The sequence below is a fragment of the Micromonospora sp. IBHARD003 genome, from assembly GCF_056106285.1.
In genome coordinates this window covers 2711779-2726901 of sequence record NZ_JBWBBX010000001.1, presented here as the reverse complement: position 1 = coordinate 2726901, position 15123 = coordinate 2711779, and the positions used below count along the sequence as shown (strand labels likewise).

General features: G+C 70.0%; 11 protein-coding genes. 5 read left to right on the top strand and 6 right to left on the bottom strand.

Annotated features, from left to right (window positions below; all coding sequences use genetic code 11):
• Positions 1-18: 18 nt before the first annotated feature.
• From dusB to ACTWOL_RS12215, 3 genes are all read left to right on the top strand, one after another.
• Positions 19-1203, top strand: coding sequence for a tRNA dihydrouridine synthase DusB (dusB, locus tag ACTWOL_RS12225; RefSeq protein ID WP_474296678.1), 1185 nt, complete (start codon positions 19-21; stop codon positions 1201-1203).
• 505 nt (positions 1204-1708) lie between these two features.
• Entirely contained in the window at positions 1709-4417 is a 2709-nt protein-coding gene (gene ppdK / locus ACTWOL_RS12220) for a pyruvate, phosphate dikinase (protein WP_474296677.1), read from the top strand.
• Positions 4418-5150: 733 nt separating this feature from the next.
• Positions 5151-6032 (top strand): ArsR/SmtB family transcription factor, encoded by an 882-nt coding sequence (locus ACTWOL_RS12215; RefSeq protein ID WP_474296676.1) that lies wholly within the window; start codon positions 5151-5153, stop codon positions 6030-6032.
• Here ACTWOL_RS12215 and ACTWOL_RS12210 read toward each other — a convergent pair.
• Positions 5998-7158 carry a PhoX family protein gene (locus ACTWOL_RS12210; RefSeq protein ID WP_474296675.1) on the bottom strand — a complete coding sequence of 387 codons (1161 nt, stop codon included), beginning with the start codon at positions 7156-7158 and terminating at the stop codon, positions 5998-6000. The genes ACTWOL_RS12215 and ACTWOL_RS12210 overlap by 35 nt on opposite strands.
• Before the next feature lie 386 nt (positions 7159-7544).
• Between ACTWOL_RS12210 and ACTWOL_RS12205 the strand changes: the two genes are divergently transcribed.
• Positions 7545-7952, top strand: coding sequence for a VOC family protein (locus ACTWOL_RS12205; RefSeq protein WP_474296674.1), 408 nt, complete (start codon positions 7545-7547; stop codon positions 7950-7952).
• A 241-nt stretch (positions 7953-8193) separates the two neighbouring features.
• Here the strand turns inward: ACTWOL_RS12205 and ACTWOL_RS12200 are convergent, their stop codons facing one another.
• From ACTWOL_RS12200 to ACTWOL_RS12185, 4 genes are all read right to left on the bottom strand, one after another.
• Positions 8194-9129 (bottom strand): oxidoreductase, encoded by a 936-nt coding sequence (locus ACTWOL_RS12200; protein ID WP_474296673.1) that lies wholly within the window; start codon positions 9127-9129, stop codon positions 8194-8196.
• A gap of 177 nt (positions 9130-9306) precedes the next feature.
• Positions 9307-9633: a nitrite reductase small subunit NirD gene (gene nirD, locus ACTWOL_RS12195; RefSeq protein ID WP_474296672.1), complete on the bottom strand. Its 327-nt coding sequence runs from the start codon at positions 9631-9633 to the stop codon at positions 9307-9309.
• On the bottom strand, positions 9630-12200 hold the full coding sequence (gene nirB / locus ACTWOL_RS12190) for a nitrite reductase large subunit NirB (RefSeq protein ID WP_474296671.1): 2571 nt from the start codon (positions 12198-12200) through the stop codon (positions 9630-9632). The genes nirD and nirB overlap by 4 nt, the downstream gene beginning before the upstream one ends.
• A 1-nt stretch (position 12201) precedes the next feature.
• Positions 12202-13413: an NAD(P)/FAD-dependent oxidoreductase gene (locus ACTWOL_RS12185; RefSeq protein WP_474296670.1), complete on the bottom strand. Its 1212-nt coding sequence runs from the start codon at positions 13411-13413 to the stop codon at positions 12202-12204.
• Positions 13414-13649: 236 nt separating this feature from the next.
• Between ACTWOL_RS12185 and ACTWOL_RS12180 the strand changes: the two genes are divergently transcribed.
• Positions 13650-14429: a sulfite exporter TauE/SafE family protein gene (locus ACTWOL_RS12180; RefSeq protein ID WP_474296669.1), complete on the top strand. Its 780-nt coding sequence runs from the start codon at positions 13650-13652 to the stop codon at positions 14427-14429.
• A 241-nt stretch (positions 14430-14670) separates the two neighbouring features.
• On the opposite strand, the gene ACTWOL_RS12175 is transcribed toward ACTWOL_RS12180, so the two are convergent.
• Entirely contained in the window at positions 14671-14946 is a 276-nt protein-coding gene (locus ACTWOL_RS12175) for a hypothetical protein (RefSeq protein ID WP_474296668.1), read from the bottom strand.
• Positions 14947-15123 lie beyond the last annotated feature (177 nt).

Here is a 15123-nt window from a genome sequence, read left to right as displayed (position 1 = left end):
GTGCGCGACAATGGGCGAATGACCTCGCTCGTCCAGTCCGCCACGCTGCCCGCGCCGTCCGACGCACCTTCCGCGCATCCCGCCCTCGCGATCGGACCCCACGCCGTGCAGCCCCCCGTGGTGCTCGCCCCCATGGCCGGTATCACCAACGCCCCGTTCCGCACGCTCTGCCGTGAGTTCTCGGGCGGCAAGGGTCTCTTCGTGAGCGAGATGATCACGACGCGGGCGCTGGTCGAGCGCAACGAGAAGACGATGCAGCTCATCCACTTCGACGAGACCGAGACCCCGCGCTCGATCCAGCTGTACGGGGTGGACCCGGTCACCGTCGGCAAGGCCGTGCGCATGATCGTGGACGAGGACCTGGCCGACCACATCGACCTGAACTTCGGCTGCCCTGTTCCCAAGGTGACCCGCAAGGGCGGCGGCTCGGCGCTCCCCTACAAGCGGAACCTGCTGCGGGCGATCCTGGGCGAGGCCGTGGGCAACGCCGGTGACCTGCCGGTGACCATGAAGATGCGCAAGGGCATCGACGACGACCACATCACCTACCTGGACGCGGGCCGGATCGCGGTCGAGGAGGGCGTCACGGCCATCGCGCTGCACGGGAGGACGGCGGCGCAGCACTACGGCGGCACCGCGGACTGGGACGCCATCGCCCGGCTGAAGGAGCACGTCCCGGAGATCCCGGTGCTCGGCAACGGGGACATCTGGTCGGCGGACGACGCCCTGCGGATGATGCGCGAGACCGGCTGTGACGGTGTGGTCGTGGGCCGCGGCTGCCTCGGCAGGCCCTGGCTGTTCGGCGATCTGGTGGCCGCCTTCGAGGGGACGGGGCAGTACGCGCGGCCCACGCTGCGCGAGGTCGCGGACGTCATGGTGCGCCATGCCCGGTTGCTGGGTGAGTGGATCGGAGACGAGTCCCGCGGGGTAATCGACTTCCGAAAGCACGTCGCGTGGTACCTCAAGGGCTTCGCGGTCGGTTCGGAGATGCGCAAGAAGCTCGCGGTGACGTCGTCCCTGGACGAGCTGCGCGCTCAGCTGAGCGCGCTGGAGCTGGACCAGCCCTGGCCCACGGGCGCCGACGGGCCCCGCGGGCGTACGTCGGGCAACAACCGGGTCGTGTTGCCGGACGGCTGGCTCAAGGACCCGTACGACTGCGCAGGTGTGAGCGAGGATGCGGAGCTGGACACGTCAGGGGGCTGACCTGGCCGGACCGGCCGGGCTGCCGGACGCGGACCTGCTGGCACACCCGCGGCCGGGGTGCCGGCTGCCGGTTCCGCGGGGGCCCGCGCCGGGCGCGGTCGAGGGCGGGCGAGCATGTCCTGGAGGGTCCGCATGCCGGAATCAGGCCTCTGTGGGCGGCGTGATTCTCGCCACCCTTGATAAGGGTAGCGCTCAGATGAGCACTCGGAAGTCGGCTGCACCTTTAGAAGGGTGGCACTCAGTGCCACCCTTCTTGTCTTCAAGAGTTGAACTCAAATGCCCTGAGTGGCGCTCATACGAGCATGGATCCCCTGCTTTGGGTCAAGCGACCTTCGAGGGGTGAAGAAGACATGGCCGGGGCGTTAACACTTCGGCAACCTGCGATCTGGTGGCGGACGGGTGGTTAAGGCCGAACGACGGGCAAGTGCACGTACCCAAGCACCTTCGATCTGGGTATGTTCCTCGCCGTCAGGGCAGCCACCGAGTCCTCGAGGAGTCGAGACCCGTGTCGGAAAACAAAGATCAGAAGTTCGTCTACGACTTCACCGAGGGCAACAAGGACCTCAAGGACCTCCTTGGTGGCAAGGGTGCGAACCTCGCCGAGATGACCAACCTCGGTCTGCCCGTCCCCCCGGGCTTCACCATCACCACCGAGGCCTGCAAGGTCTACCTCGACAGCGGCGAGGAGCCCGCGGCACTGCGTGACGAGGTGAGTGCGCACCTTGACGCCCTCGAGCAGAAGATGGGCAAGAAGCTCGGCCAGGCCGACGACCCGCTGCTGGTATCCGTACGCTCCGGCGCCAAGTTCTCCATGCCCGGAATGATGGACACCGTCCTCAACATCGGCCTCTCCGACAAGTCCGTCGAGGGCCTGGCCAAGCAGGCCGGCGACGACCGCTTCGCCTGGGACTCGTACCGCCGCCTCATCCAGATGTTCGGCAAGACCGTCCTCGGTGTCGACGGCGAGCTGTTCGAGGACGCCCTCGACGAGGCCAAGGCCGCCAAGAAGGTCACCGTCGACACCGACCTCGACGCCGCCGACCTGAAGAAGCTGGTCAAGCAGTTCAAGAAGATCGTCAAGGCCGGGACCGGCCGCGACTTCCCGCAGGACCCGCGCGAGCAGATGGATCTCGCCATCAAGGCCGTCTTCGACTCCTGGAACGGCGACCGCGCCAAGCTCTACCGCCGCCAGGAGCGCATCCCCGGCGACCTCGGCACCGCCGTCAACGTCTGCTCCATGGTCTTCGGCAACCTCGGCCCGGACTCCGGCACCGGTGTCGCCTTCACCCGCGACCCCGCCTCCGGCCACCAGGGCGTCTACGGCGACTACCTGCAGAACGCCCAGGGCGAGGACGTCGTCGCGGGTATCCGCAACACCGTGCCGCTCGCCGACCTCGAGTCGATCGACAAGAAGTCGTACGACCAGCTGATGCAGATCATGGAAACCCTCGAGACGCACTACAAGGACCTGTGCGACATCGAGTTCACCATCGAGCGCGGCCAGCTGTGGATGCTGCAGACCCGTGTCGGCAAGCGCACCGCCGGCGCCGCCTTCCGTATCGCCACCCAGCTCGTCGACCAGGGCCTCATCGACGAGGCCGAGGCGCTCCAGCGCGTCACGGGCGCCCAGCTCGCGCAGCTGATGTTCCCCCGCTTCGACGAGAACGCCAAGGTCGAGAAGCTGGGCCGCGGTATCGCCGCGTCCCCGGGCGCGGCCGTCGGCAAGGCCGTCTTCGACTCCTACACGGCCGTCAAGTGGTCGCGCTCCGGCGAGAAGGTCATCCTCATCCGCCGTGAGACCAACCCGGACGACCTCGACGGCATGATCGCGGCCGAGGGCATCCTGACCTCGCGCGGCGGCAAGACCTCGCACGCGGCCGTCGTCGCCCGCGGCATGGGCAAGACCTGTGTCTGCGGCGCCGAGGAGCTCGAGGTCGACACCAAGCGCCGCCGGATGACCGTGAACGGCACGGTCGTCGAAGAGGGCGACGTCGTCTCCATCGACGGCTCCACCGGCAAGGTGTACCTCGGCGAGGTGCCGGTCGTGCCCTCCCCGGTCGTCGAGTACTTCGAGGGCCGCATGCACGCCGGCGCCGACGACGCCGACGAGCTGGTCCAGGCCGTGCACCGGATCATGGCCTACGCGGACCGGGTACGCCGGCTGCGAGTACGGGCCAACGCCGACAACGCCGAGGACGCGCTGCGCGCCCGCCGTTTCGGCGCCCAGGGCATCGGACTGTGCCGCACCGAGCACATGTTCCTCGGCGAGCGCCGCGAGATGGTCGAGAAGCTGATCCTCGCCGACACCGAGGCGGAGCGCGAGGACGCGCTCAAGGCCCTGCTGCCGCTCCAGAAGAAGGACTTCATCGAGCTGTTCGAGGCGATGGACGGCCTGCCCGTGACCGTGCGGCTGCTCGACCCGCCGCTGCACGAGTTCCTGCCGGACATCACCGAGCTGTCGGTGCGCGTCGCCCTCGCCGAGGCCCGCAAGGACCACAACGAGAACGACCTGCGCCTGCTCCAGGCCGTCCACCGGCTCCACGAGCAGAACCCGATGCTGGGTCTGCGCGGTGTCCGCCTCGGCCTGGTCATCCCGGGTCTGTTCACCATGCAGGTACGGGCGATCGCCGAGGCCGCGGCCGAGCGCAAGAACGCCAAGGGCGACCCGCGCGCCGAGATCATGATCCCGCTCGTCGGCACCGTCCAGGAGCTGGAGATCGTCCGCGAGGAGGCCGAGCAGGTCATCGCGGAGGTCGAGGCCGCCACCGGCGTCGAGCTCAAGCTGGCCCTCGGCACCATGATCGAGCTGCCGCGCGCCGCGCTGACCGCCGGTCAGATCGCCGAGGCCGCCGAGTTCTTCTCCTTCGGTACGAACGACCTCACCCAGACCGTGTGGGGCTTCAGCCGGGACGACGTGGAGGCCAGCTTCTTCACCGCGTACCTGGAGAAGGGCATCTTCGGCGTCAGCCCCTTCGAGACCATCGACAAGGACGGCGTCGGCTCGCTCGTGCGCAATGCCGTGGCGGCCGGCCGGGCCACCCGTCCCGACCTCAAGCTCGGCGTCTGCGGCGAGCACGGCGGTGACCCCGAGTCGGTGCACTTCTTCCACGAGGTGGGCCTGGACTACGTCTCCTGCTCGCCGTTCCGGATCCCCGTGGCCCGGCTGGAGGCCGGCCGCGCGGCGGCTCAGTCCTCCGGCAGCGACAGCCGTTGACCGGGCGTCGCTGAGCGGGTGATGCGCGCGCGGCCGTTCTCCCGGCCGCGCCGCGTATGACTCCGGGGCCGTCGGTGGCTCACCCTCATACCCTCACCGACCCGTCGGCGGCCCCGGCACACCGGGAGACGGGCGGGACAGGCACCTTGTGCGGAGGTGTCCGTCCCGCCCGTCCCTGCTTTCCGCGCCGGTGCGCGGCCGCGTAGGGTGCGCGCGGGCCGCTGTTGAACGACCGGCCAGTAGCGAGTATTAACAGAAGTTTGATTCCCGCCATTCGTTGAGCAAAGAACAGGCGGGGCGCGGACGGCGGATCCCCACCCACCGGCCGCGCCCCATTACCAATGTCGGACACGGAGCCGCAACCTCCGCCGACCGCCGCCGAGCGTGGAAAGCCCCCCACGGTCTTTACCTCGCCCCTCGGTACCCGAAGGTTTCGCGTCCGACGTCGTACAGCTTTTCGGTTCACGGCGGTTCTCCGCACTGCGTTTCAACTGTGGCTGAAACTCCGTGGTGACGGCCTGTGATTGCGTGCATACTCAGTGGCTGGGACGATTGCGGATGCAACAGTGGGGGTTCCGTGCTGCGTATCCATTTCACCGGCGAGGACCTTGCGAGGGTACGGACGGCGGCCAGGCCGGATGTTTTGTGGGAGACCATTCTGAGTTTTCACCGGCTGAGGGACCGCCGGGGCGCCGCCGTGTACGGGGAATGGCGCTCGGAAACCCGGGCCCGGTTGAACGGTGAAACACGGCTGCTGGCCGCCCTGGTGCCGCCATGCGGCTATTTCCCGGACTTCCTCACCCCGCCCGAAGGGCTGGAGGGGCTCGACGAGGGCCTGGAAGCGGTGCGGGCGACTCCGGCGCGGCGACTGCGTGCCGAGCTCGCCCTGCTGGCCGCCGACCGCCCCCAGCCGGGGGTGCCGGCCCGCCTCGCCGGGCTCGCCGAAGGCGAGGCGGAGCCCATGGCCCGGCTCATCGGCGCCCTGCGCAGCTACCACCGCGCCGCGGTCGAGCCGTACTGGTCCCAGATACAGGCCACCGTCGAGGCCGACCGTGCGGCGCGCGGCAGGGCTCTCCTCGACGGCGGCGCGGACGAACTGCTCGCCTCACTGCCGCCGATGCTGCGCTGGAGCGCACCGGTGCTGGAGGCGGACTACCCCGTCGACCGGGACGTCCATCTGGAAGGGCGCGGACTGCTGCTGCAGCCGTCGTACTTCTGCCGCGGCGCGCCGGTCGTCCGGCGCGACGCGGGCCTGCCTCCCGTGCTGGTCTATCCCGTCACCCACACGGCGGCTGCCGCCGCGGCCGACACCGAGCGGGACCGGGTCTCGCTCGGCCGGCTCGTCGGTCACACCCGCTCCGCCGTGCTGCGGTCCATAGGCAACGGCTGCACCACGAGCGAACTCGCCCGCAGGGCAGGGGTGTCGCTGGCTTCCGCGAGCCAGCACGCCTGTGTGCTGAGAGAGGCGGGTCTGGTCGTCACCTTGCGCAACGGCAACGCCGTGCTGCATTCGATGACCCCGCTGGGCACCGCCCTGCTCAGGGGCGGCGTCCAGCGGGATCCCGTGGCTCCCGCGGCGGCTATGCCCGGAACGGCCCGGTCACTTCGTAGGTGATGCCGCCCGACGAACTTCCGCTCGTACCTCGCTGGCTGGAGAAGTACAGCCGCGTCCCGTCCGGCGAGAAGGCCGGTCCGGTGATCTCGGACCCGGACTGGCCGTTGATCCGCAGGAACGGCGCGACGACATCGTCCGGGGTGATGAGGCAGATCTCCATGTTGCCGCCGTCCTCCGCGACGAACAGATCGCCGGAGGACGATCCGGTGACGTTGTCGACGCCGGTGAGGGGCGCGGCGCCGCCGACGACCAGCGAGTCGTCGTAGGCCAGTTCGTAGGTGCCGCTGGTCAGATTGAGCTGCCAGAGGCGGTTGTCGCCCTTGGTGGTGAACCAGACGGTGTCGTTGGCGTAGTGGCAGCCCTCGCCGCCGTTGAACTTCTTCGCCCCGGACACCTGGCTGCGGGTCGCCGTCGGCGAGCCGTCGGGGTCGGGGACGTTGGCCCAGCTGAAGGAGCCGGAGGTGCCGCTGCTGGCGACCAGCACCTGGAGGGTGCCGGAGGACAGGTTGCCCCAGGTGGTGGGGACGAAGCGGTAGAGGCAGCCGTTGGTCTCGTCCTCGGTCAGGTACACGACCTTGCGGACCGGGTCGGCCGCCGCCGCCTCGTGCTTGAACCGGCCCATGGCGGCCCGGCGCACCGCGGCGTTCACACCCCACGGGTCGGTCTCGTAGACGTAGCCGAGGCTGACCTCCTCGCAGGACAGCCAGGTGTTCCAGGGGGTCCTGCCGCCCGCGCAGTTCTGCCGGGTGCCGGAGAGGATGCGGTAGGCACCGGTGATCGCGCCGGCCGAGGAGAACCGCACCGCGCTCGCCCCGCCCGACGGGTCGATCTCCGAGTTGGACACATAGATCCATCCGCTGCCGTCGGCGAAGCAGGCGCCGCCGTCCGGTGCGCTGTGCCAGCTGTACGAGGTGGAGCCGACCTGCTGCCCGGACCTGGCGATCACCCGGCTGGTGAAGCCGGCGGGCAGCTGGATGCCGTTCGCGTCGGCCCCGCCGAGGGCCCCGTAGGGGCCGGGGCCGGGCTGCGCGGGGGCCGCGGAGGCGGCGCCCTGCCACAGGGTGCCTCCGAAGGCGGCGGCGGACGTACCGATGACGGCTCCGCGCAGGAAGCTGCGTCGTTCCACTGTCACTCCATGGTGGTCGTGACCGGCCCGCCACGCCGGGCGGCGGGCGGGGTCGCGCGCCAGGGACCTTAGGAGCACCGAGTTGCCTTGGCTTCAACGAGCGGTGAAGCGGAAACGTCGGTCCGCGGGCAGGGGGCGCCGCGACGGCCGCCCGCCTCCCGGGTGGCCGGACCCGCCCTCGTGTACGGGCGGTTGACGGCTCGTTCGTATCACCGGTCCTGGCCGGTGGGTCGGTCTCTCCGGGGGGCGGCCGACCAGGATGGTGAACCGCCGGGCAGGGAGATTTTCCGGAGAGCGATGAGTTCCGGTGAGCCCCGGCGTCTACCCCCCCGTAGCGTGCACACAAGGTGCTACGTGCGATGGCGACACGAGAGAACGGAACGACCATGACCCAGATGATCTTCGTGAACCTGCCGGTGAAGGACCTCGAGAAGTCGAAGGCCTTCTGGAGCGCACTCGGCTACTCCTTCAACCCCCAGTTCTCCGACGAGAACACCGCCTGCCTGGTGCTCGGGGACACCATCTTCGCGATGCTCCTCACCGAACCCCGGTTCAAGGAGTTCACGACGAAGGACATCGCCGACGCGGCCACCACCACCGAGGTGCTCCTCGCCCTCAGTGCCGAGAGCAGGGAGAAGGTCGACGAACTCGTGGACGCGGCGCTCGCCTCCGGGGGTTCCCGGGCCAATGAGACCCAGGACCTCGGCTTCATGTACGGCCGTTCCTTCCAGGACCCGGACCACCACATCTGGGAGGTCGTCTGGATGGACCCGAAGGCCGTGGAGGGACAGTAGGACCGGCGTGGGACCGGCATCGGACCGGCGTGGGACCGGCATCGGACCGGTGGGGGACAGGCGTGTGGGCCGCCGCACGGGGGGCGGTCCACACGCCTCGGCCTCTGAGATCCCCGGACGTGAGATCCCCGGACGTGAGATCCCCGGACGTGAGATCCCCGGACGTGAGATCCCCGGCCTGTGAGGGTCCTCGGCGTCCGACGCCCCTCGGCCTGTGAGATCCCCCGTCGTCACCGGTCCCTCAGACCTTGAGCTGCTCGTACGTCACTCCGGTGAGCTGCTCGGACGCCGCCCAGAGCCGCTCGCCGGTCGCATCGTCCAGCGTCCACTTGGCCCGCCAGGAGCGGGCGGGTGCGCCCCGCAGGCCCTGGATGCGGGGACCGGTGAACGAATCGGGTCGCACACCGGGCGCGGTCGCGGCGTACAGCGTCGGCAGCGCGCCCATCTCTGCGGGCTGGGCGATGAGCCGGTTGGCGAACTCGGCGAGCCGCTCCGCCGTCCGGCGGCCCTCCATCTTCGCGCCCGCGGTCTGCAGATTGGTCGCCGCGTACCCCGGGTGGGCGGCCGCGGCGACGACATCCGAGCCCGTCGCCCTCAGCCGCCGCGCGAGCTCGTGCACGAACAGCAGATTCGCCGTCTTGGACCGGCCGTAGGCCACCCAGCGGCGGTACCGGCGCTCGCTGTTGAGATCCGTCATGTCGACATCGGAGAGTGCGTGCATCCCGCTGGACACACTCACCACGCGCGCGTCCCGCGCGTCCAGCAGCTTGGGGAGCAGCAGCCCGGTGAGGGCGAAATGCCCCAGGTGGTTCACCCCGAACTGGGTCTCGAAGCCGTCGGCGGTCGTGCCGTACGGCAAGGCCATGACGCCGGCGTTGTTGATGAGCAGGTCCAGCGTGTCCGTCTCGCAGGACTCGGCGAACCTCCGCACCGAGGCGAGATCGGCCAGGTCCAGCGGCCGGAACTCGGCCTCGGCGCCGGGGACCTGCCGCCGGATCAGAGCCTCGGCCTCCCGGCCCCGGGTCTCGCTGCGGCAGGCGAGGATCACCCGGGCTCCGCGGCGAGCGAGCTCGCGGGCCGTGACCAGCCCGATTCCGCTGTTGGCGCCGGTGACCACGGCGGTGCGGCCGCTCTGGTCGGGGATGTCGAGCGGGGTCCAGCCGGTCTTCGTCGGCATACGGTGCTCCTCCGGTACTCGTCGGCAGGAAAGACCTGTGCCGTCAGAGTACGCCCGACCATACGATTGCGTATGGTCGAGTGGGAGACGCGGCGCCGCGGCGCGGCGGGAACGGATCGCGGGGCGCCCCGAACCTACCCGCGCCCCCAGCCGCGCCGCATGCGACGCTCGCGCCCTTCACGCCCCCGTACGCACCGGATACGCCCGAACCGTCACCGCGTCGTCGTCCAGACAGCGGCCCGTCTCCAGATCGAAGCGCTGCTTCAGCAGCGGCGACGCGACGAACGGCCGGCCGTCCGCGCTGCCGACCAGCCCGCGCGAGAGGACCTGCGCGCCGGTGAACGGATCGCGGTTGTCGATCGCGTAGGCCCGCCCCGACCGGTCCACGAACAGGGCGGCCTGCCGGCCGTCCGGGAGCAGCGCCGCCATGCCGCGGCCAGGGGTGAGGCGGGACAGGTCGCAGACCGGGAACCAGTCGTCGTCCACGTGCAGTTGGAGCGTCATCGCGTGAGAGTCCCTTCCAGGGTCGGGTCCAGGGGTGCCCCCACTGTTGGGCCCAGGGTCAGAATGGTCAGGTCCGGCTTGATCTGGTCCCGCTCCGGGACGAACTTCACGGACGGGTCCGGCGCGTCCGGCGCGTTCACGAACGACACGAAGCGGCGCAGGCGGTCCGGGTCGTCCAGCGTCTCGGCCCACTCGTCGCGGTAGCCCGAGACGTGTTCCGCCATCAGGGCCTCCAACTCCTCGCACAGGCCCAGCGAATCGTGTACGACGACGTCCCTCAGGTGGTCCAGGCCGCCCTCGAGCCGCTCCAGCCAGGTGGAGGTGCGCTCCAGCCGGTCCGCGGTGCGGATGTAGAACATCAGGAACCGGTCGATGAGCCGCACCAGTTCGGCGTCGGACAGATCCTGGGCGAGCAGGTCGGCGTGCCGGGGTGTGGCGCCGCCGTTGCCGCCGACGTACAGGTTCCAGCCGTTGGCGGTGGCGATCACACCGAAGTCCTTCGACTGCGCCTCGGCGCACTCACGGGCGCAGCCCGACACCGCCGACTTCAGCTTGTGCGGGGCGCGCAGGCCCCGGTAGCGCAGTTCCAGGTCGATCGCCATCCGCACGCTGTCCTGGACGCCGTAGCGGCACCAGGTCTGCCCCACACAGGACTTGACGGTACGCAGCGCCTTCCCGTACGCGTGACCCGACTCGAATCCGGCGTCGACGAGCCGGGTCCAGATCGCCGGGAGCTGGTCGACCCGCGCGCCGAACAGGTCGATCCGCTGGCCGCCTGTGATCTTCGTGTAGAGACCGTAGTCGCGGGCCACCTCGCCGATCACGATCAGCTTGTCCGGGGTGATCTCACCGCCGGGGATGCGCGGCACGATCGAGTACGAGCCGTTGCGCTGGAGGTTGGCGAGGAAGTGGTCGTTGGTGTCCTGCAGCGCCCCCTGCTCGCCGTCGAGGATGTACCCGTTGCCGAGGCTCGCGAGGATCGAGCCCACGGCCGGCTTGCAGATCTCGCAGCCGTCGCCGCCGCGGGCCTCCTCACGGCCGTGCGAATCGAGCACTTGCGCGTACGAGGTGAGCCGCAGGGTGCGGACGATCTCGTACAGCTCGGTGCGGGTGTAGGAGAAGCAGCCGCACAGGCCCTGGTCCGCCGCCTGCGGCAGCAGCTGGCCGATGACCTTGACACAACTCCCGCAGCCCGTACCGGCCTTGGTGCACTTCTTCACCTCCGGCAGCGAGGTGTGGGCGCAGATCTCGCCCTTGGTGACGTTGTGGCAGGAGCAGATGACCGCGTCGTCCGGAAGTGCGGAGGGGCCGAGGGCGACGGGCGCCCCGGCGCCCGCCGGCAGCACCAGCTGCTCGGGCGGGACGGGCGGCACACTGCCCGTGAGCGGCCGGAGCATGCCGTACGACTCGGCGTCACCGACGAGGACGCCCCCGAGCAGCTCACCCTCCGGGCTGACGACCAGCTTCTTGTAGACCCCGGCGCGCGAGTCGGAGTACACGACGTCCAGACAGCCCTCGGCCGTGCCGTGCGCGTCGCCGAACGACGCCACGTCCACCCCGAGCAGCTTCAGCTTTGTCGACATGTCGGCACCAGTGAAGGCGCCCTCGTCACCCACCAGCACATCGGCGACGGTCTTCGCCATCTCGTAGCCGGGCGCGACCAGTCCGTACACCCGGCCGTCCGACGCGAGGGCGCACTCGCCGATCGCGAAGACGTCGGGATCCGACGTACGGCACTGGTCGTCGACCGTGATCCCGCCGCGTTCGCCCACGGCCAGGCCCATGTCGCGGGCCAGTTGATCACGCGGCCGGACCCCCGCCGAGAAGACCACGAGATCGGTGGTGAGCGTGGAGGAGTCGGAGAGGTTCATCCCGGTGACCGCACCGCCGTCGGTCACGATCTCCTGGGTGCCGACGCCCGTGTGCACGGTCAGTCCCATGTCCTCGATGGTCCGCATCAGCGCCGCGCCACCGCCCGCGTCGACCTGCACCGGCATCAGCCGCGGTGCGAACTCGACGATGTGGGTGTCCAGACCGAGCCCCTTGAGCGCGCCCGCCGCCTCCAGACCGAGCAGCCCCCCGCCGACGACGACGCCCGTACGGGACGTCTTGGCGTACTCCTCGATCGCGAGCAGATCCTCGATGGTGCGGTACACGAAGCAGCCCTCGGCGTCCCGCCCCGGGACGGGCGGCACGAACGGATACGAGCCGGTCGCCAGCACGAGCGTGTCGTACGCGAACGTCCGCCCGGAGCGCGCGGTCACCGTGCGCGCGGCACGGTCGACGCTCTCGGCCGGGTCGTCGAGGTGGAGCTCGATGCCGTACCGCTCCATGAACCCGTCCTCGACGAGGGACAGATCGTCGGGCGTGCGGCCCGCGAAGTAGGAGGTCAGCTGCACCCGGTCGTATGCCGGACGGGGCTCCTCGCACAGCACGACGACCCTCGCGCGCTCCGTGACACCCCGCTCGGCGAGGGCCTCCAGGAAACGCTGGCCGACCATGCCGTGGCCGACCAGCACGATCGTGGGCGTGGTCGTCGTGGACGCGGTCACGGTGGGCGCGGTCATCTCAGAAACCTCCGTCGGTGGTGAGCAGGTGGAGCAGCGGGGCGTCGGGAAGCGGGTCGTCGCCCTCCCAGGCGCGTGCGAGCGCGCCGACCGTGGCGAGATCCCCGAGCAGTACGCCCCCGACGAGGCGGTCCCCGCGGACGACGACCTTCCGGTACGCCCCGCGGGTGGCGTCGGCCAGTTGCACGACGTCGTCTCCGGGGCGCGGGGCGGGATCCCCGAAAGCGGCGACGTCGAGACTGCCGGCGCCGCCGAGGGTCAGCCGGGTGAGAGCACGGGTGCCGGTGTAGACGGATGCGGGCTCGGCGCCGGTGAGCAGGGCCGCGAGTGCGTCCGCCTGCTCCACCGCCGCCGTCGCCAGACCGTAGACCGTTCCCGCGTGCTCGGCGCAGTCGCCGATGGCGTGGATGAACGGGTCCGACGTACCCAGCGCGTCGTCCACGACGATCCCCTGGCGGACCTCCAGACCCGCGTCGACGGCCAGAGCCGTCCGGGGCCGGACCCCGCAGGCGAGGACCACGCACTCCGCGTCGAGGACAAAGCCGTCCGCGAGCTCGACGCCCGTGACGACCGCCCCGGTGCCGCTGCGCAGCCCGCGGACATGGCACTCGGTGTGGATCTCCACGCCGAGGCCCGCCAGATGGGCCCGGACCAGGGCTCCGGCCTCCGGGTCGAGATAGCGGTCCATCAGCGTGGGCCCGTGATGGGCCAGGACCACGTCCGCTCCCCGCTCCGCGAGCGCACGCGCCGCGGAGACACCGAGCAGACCGCCCCCGATGACCACCGCACGCGTGCCCGCGCGGGCCACGGCCGCCAGGGCCAGACAGTCGTCAAGGGTGCGGAACGGGTGGACACCGTCGGGAAGCCCGGACGAGGTGCCGCGCAGCGGCGGCAGCACCGGGTTCGAGCCGGTCGCCAGTACGAGCCGGTCGTACGCCACCGCCGAGCCGTCCGCGCAGTGCACGGTCCGCGCCGCGCGGTCGATACGGACGGCCCGCACCCCGCGCCGCACCGTCTCCGGTCCGCCCGGCACCGGCGGCAGGGCGATCACCTCCGGTGCGTACCGCCCGGCGAGGACCTCGGCGAGCAGCACCCGGTTGTAGGGGGCGTGCGGCTCCTCCCCGAGCAGGGTGACGTCACACGACGGAGCGAGCAGGCGCGCCAGCCGCGCTCCCGCCATCCCGGCGCCGATCACCACGATCCTCGTATCCATGCAGGCAGCATGCGGCGCCGCTGTTACCTGGCCGCATCTGCGTTGTTTCCCGTGAGGAACGCTGATCTCAGCGCGGAGCCGCACGCGCTGTGAGGCGGAACGGGAGCTGCCACCGCGGCGGCGCGGACGGCGGGAGCGGGACGGAGGGAGACCTTCCACGCGGGAAGCTCAGAGGTTGCTCAAGAACGACCAAGAAGCATGGACGGTGCACCTATCTGCTCTCTAGGGTCGCGTACATGCCCGACATCTCGCTGACCACGCTCGTCGTCCTCTGCGTCGCCGCCGCCGCGGCGGGCTGGATCGACGCGGTCGTGGGCGGCGGGGGACTGTTGCTGCTGCCTGCCCTCCTCCTCGGCATGCCACAGGTGCCCGCCGTGCAGATCCTCGGCACCAACAAGGCCGTGGCGATCGTGGGGACCACCGGAGCGGCGGTGACCTATGTCCGAAAGGCCCGGATCCAGGTGAGGACCGCGGTACGGATCGGGCTCGCCGCACTCGCCGGATCCATGGCAGGGGCATTCTTCGCGGGAGGAATCAGCAGCAGCGTGCTGCGTCCCGTGATCATGGTGGTGCTGCTGTGCGTCGCGGCCTTCGTGATGCTGCGCCCGTCGTTCGGCACCACCGAGGACCGAGGGCCGGTCACGCGCGCCCGTATCGTCACCGCGATCGTCCTCGTCGGGGGCGGGATCGGCTTCTACGACGGGCTCTTCGGACCCGGCACCGGCACCTTCCTCGTCCTCGCGCTCACCGCGGTGCTCCACCTCGACCTGGTCACCGCCTCCGCCACCGCCAAGATCGTCAACGTCTGCACCAACGCCGGTGCCCTCGCGATGTTCGCCTACCAGGGCGCGGTGCTGTGGCAACTGGCCGCGCTGATGGCGGTGTTCAACCTGGCGGGAGGGATGACCGGGGCGCGGATGGCGCTGCGCAAGGGCGCGGAGTTCGTCCGTGGCGTCCTGCTGGTGGTGGTGTTCTCCCTGGTCGCGAAGCTGGCCTTCGACCAGTGGTCGGGCTAGGTCTGTTGCGGAGGTTGATCTTGTTCGTTGGTGATCACGTCTCGTGCGGCGTGGGGATCTGACGAACGACCCGTGTGCCCGGCTCGAGCCGCTACCGCCGCGAGGCATCAAGTCGGGCCGTCCGCAGGTGTGGACGCGGCGGCAGTGACGGACGGTGATGTACCTACCTGTGAGTCATCGGGTCAGTGCCAGGCGGCGGTTCGGGTCTTCGGGCACATTCCTTGGATGATGGGTGATGAAGTCATCTCCATTCAGCTGGGATGTTCTTGATCTGTTCCAACAGATCCCACGACTGCGGCTTTGCCTTGCCCTCATGCCATGGGGCGCCTCGGCCCAGCCAAAGTCCGCGAATCTCGCGCACCTGCATGGCATTTCCGTCGCCAATCCCGGACTCGGTTCCACAGCATTCGCAGATGACATATTGCGGGACGCCGTATGAGTCCCAGAGGATTTCACCGTCGCCCAACCCGCAGACGCGGCAGACGGTCTCCTCGGTGACCTTCTCCGTTGAGTTCATTCCGCTATTTCACCAATTCTCCGCGTCCGGTTTCGTTCTGCCACTCGTGGGGACTGTGCCTGCCTTTGAAGCAGTCAGCGCCAATCGACGGGGATTCGGGACAGCTGATTCAGCAGGTCCCAATTATCTGGCTTGCGTGAAGGGGAGCGCCACTGGGTGCCATTTCCGGTCCAGTAT

What these genes read in the sequence shown, in the direction of transcription:
- dusB (WP_474296678.1), top strand. Translation starts at nt 19, where the DNA reads ATGACCTCGCTCGTCCAGTCCGCCACGCTGCCCGCGCCGTCCGACGCA.
- ACTWOL_RS12205 (WP_474296674.1), top strand. Translation starts at nt 7,545, where the DNA reads ATGACCCAGATGATCTTCGTGAACCTGCCGGTGAAGGACCTCGAGAAG.
- ACTWOL_RS12200 (WP_474296673.1), bottom strand. Translation starts at nt 9,129, where the DNA reads ATGCCGACGAAGACCGGCTGGACCCCGCTCGACATCCCCGACCAGAGC.
- nirD (WP_474296672.1), bottom strand. Translation starts at nt 9,633, where the DNA reads ATGACGCTCCAACTGCACGTGGACGACGACTGGTTCCCGGTCTGCGAC.
- nirB (WP_474296671.1), bottom strand. Translation starts at nt 12,200, where the DNA reads ATGACCGCGCCCACCGTGACCGCGTCCACGACGACCACGCCCACGATC.
- ACTWOL_RS12185 (WP_474296670.1), bottom strand. Translation starts at nt 13,413, where the DNA reads ATGGATACGAGGATCGTGGTGATCGGCGCCGGGATGGCGGGAGCGCGG.
- ACTWOL_RS12180 (WP_474296669.1), top strand. Translation starts at nt 13,650, where the DNA reads ATGCCCGACATCTCGCTGACCACGCTCGTCGTCCTCTGCGTCGCCGCC.
- ACTWOL_RS12175 (WP_474296668.1), bottom strand. Translation starts at nt 14,946, where the DNA reads ATGAACTCAACGGAGAAGGTCACCGAGGAGACCGTCTGCCGCGTCTGC.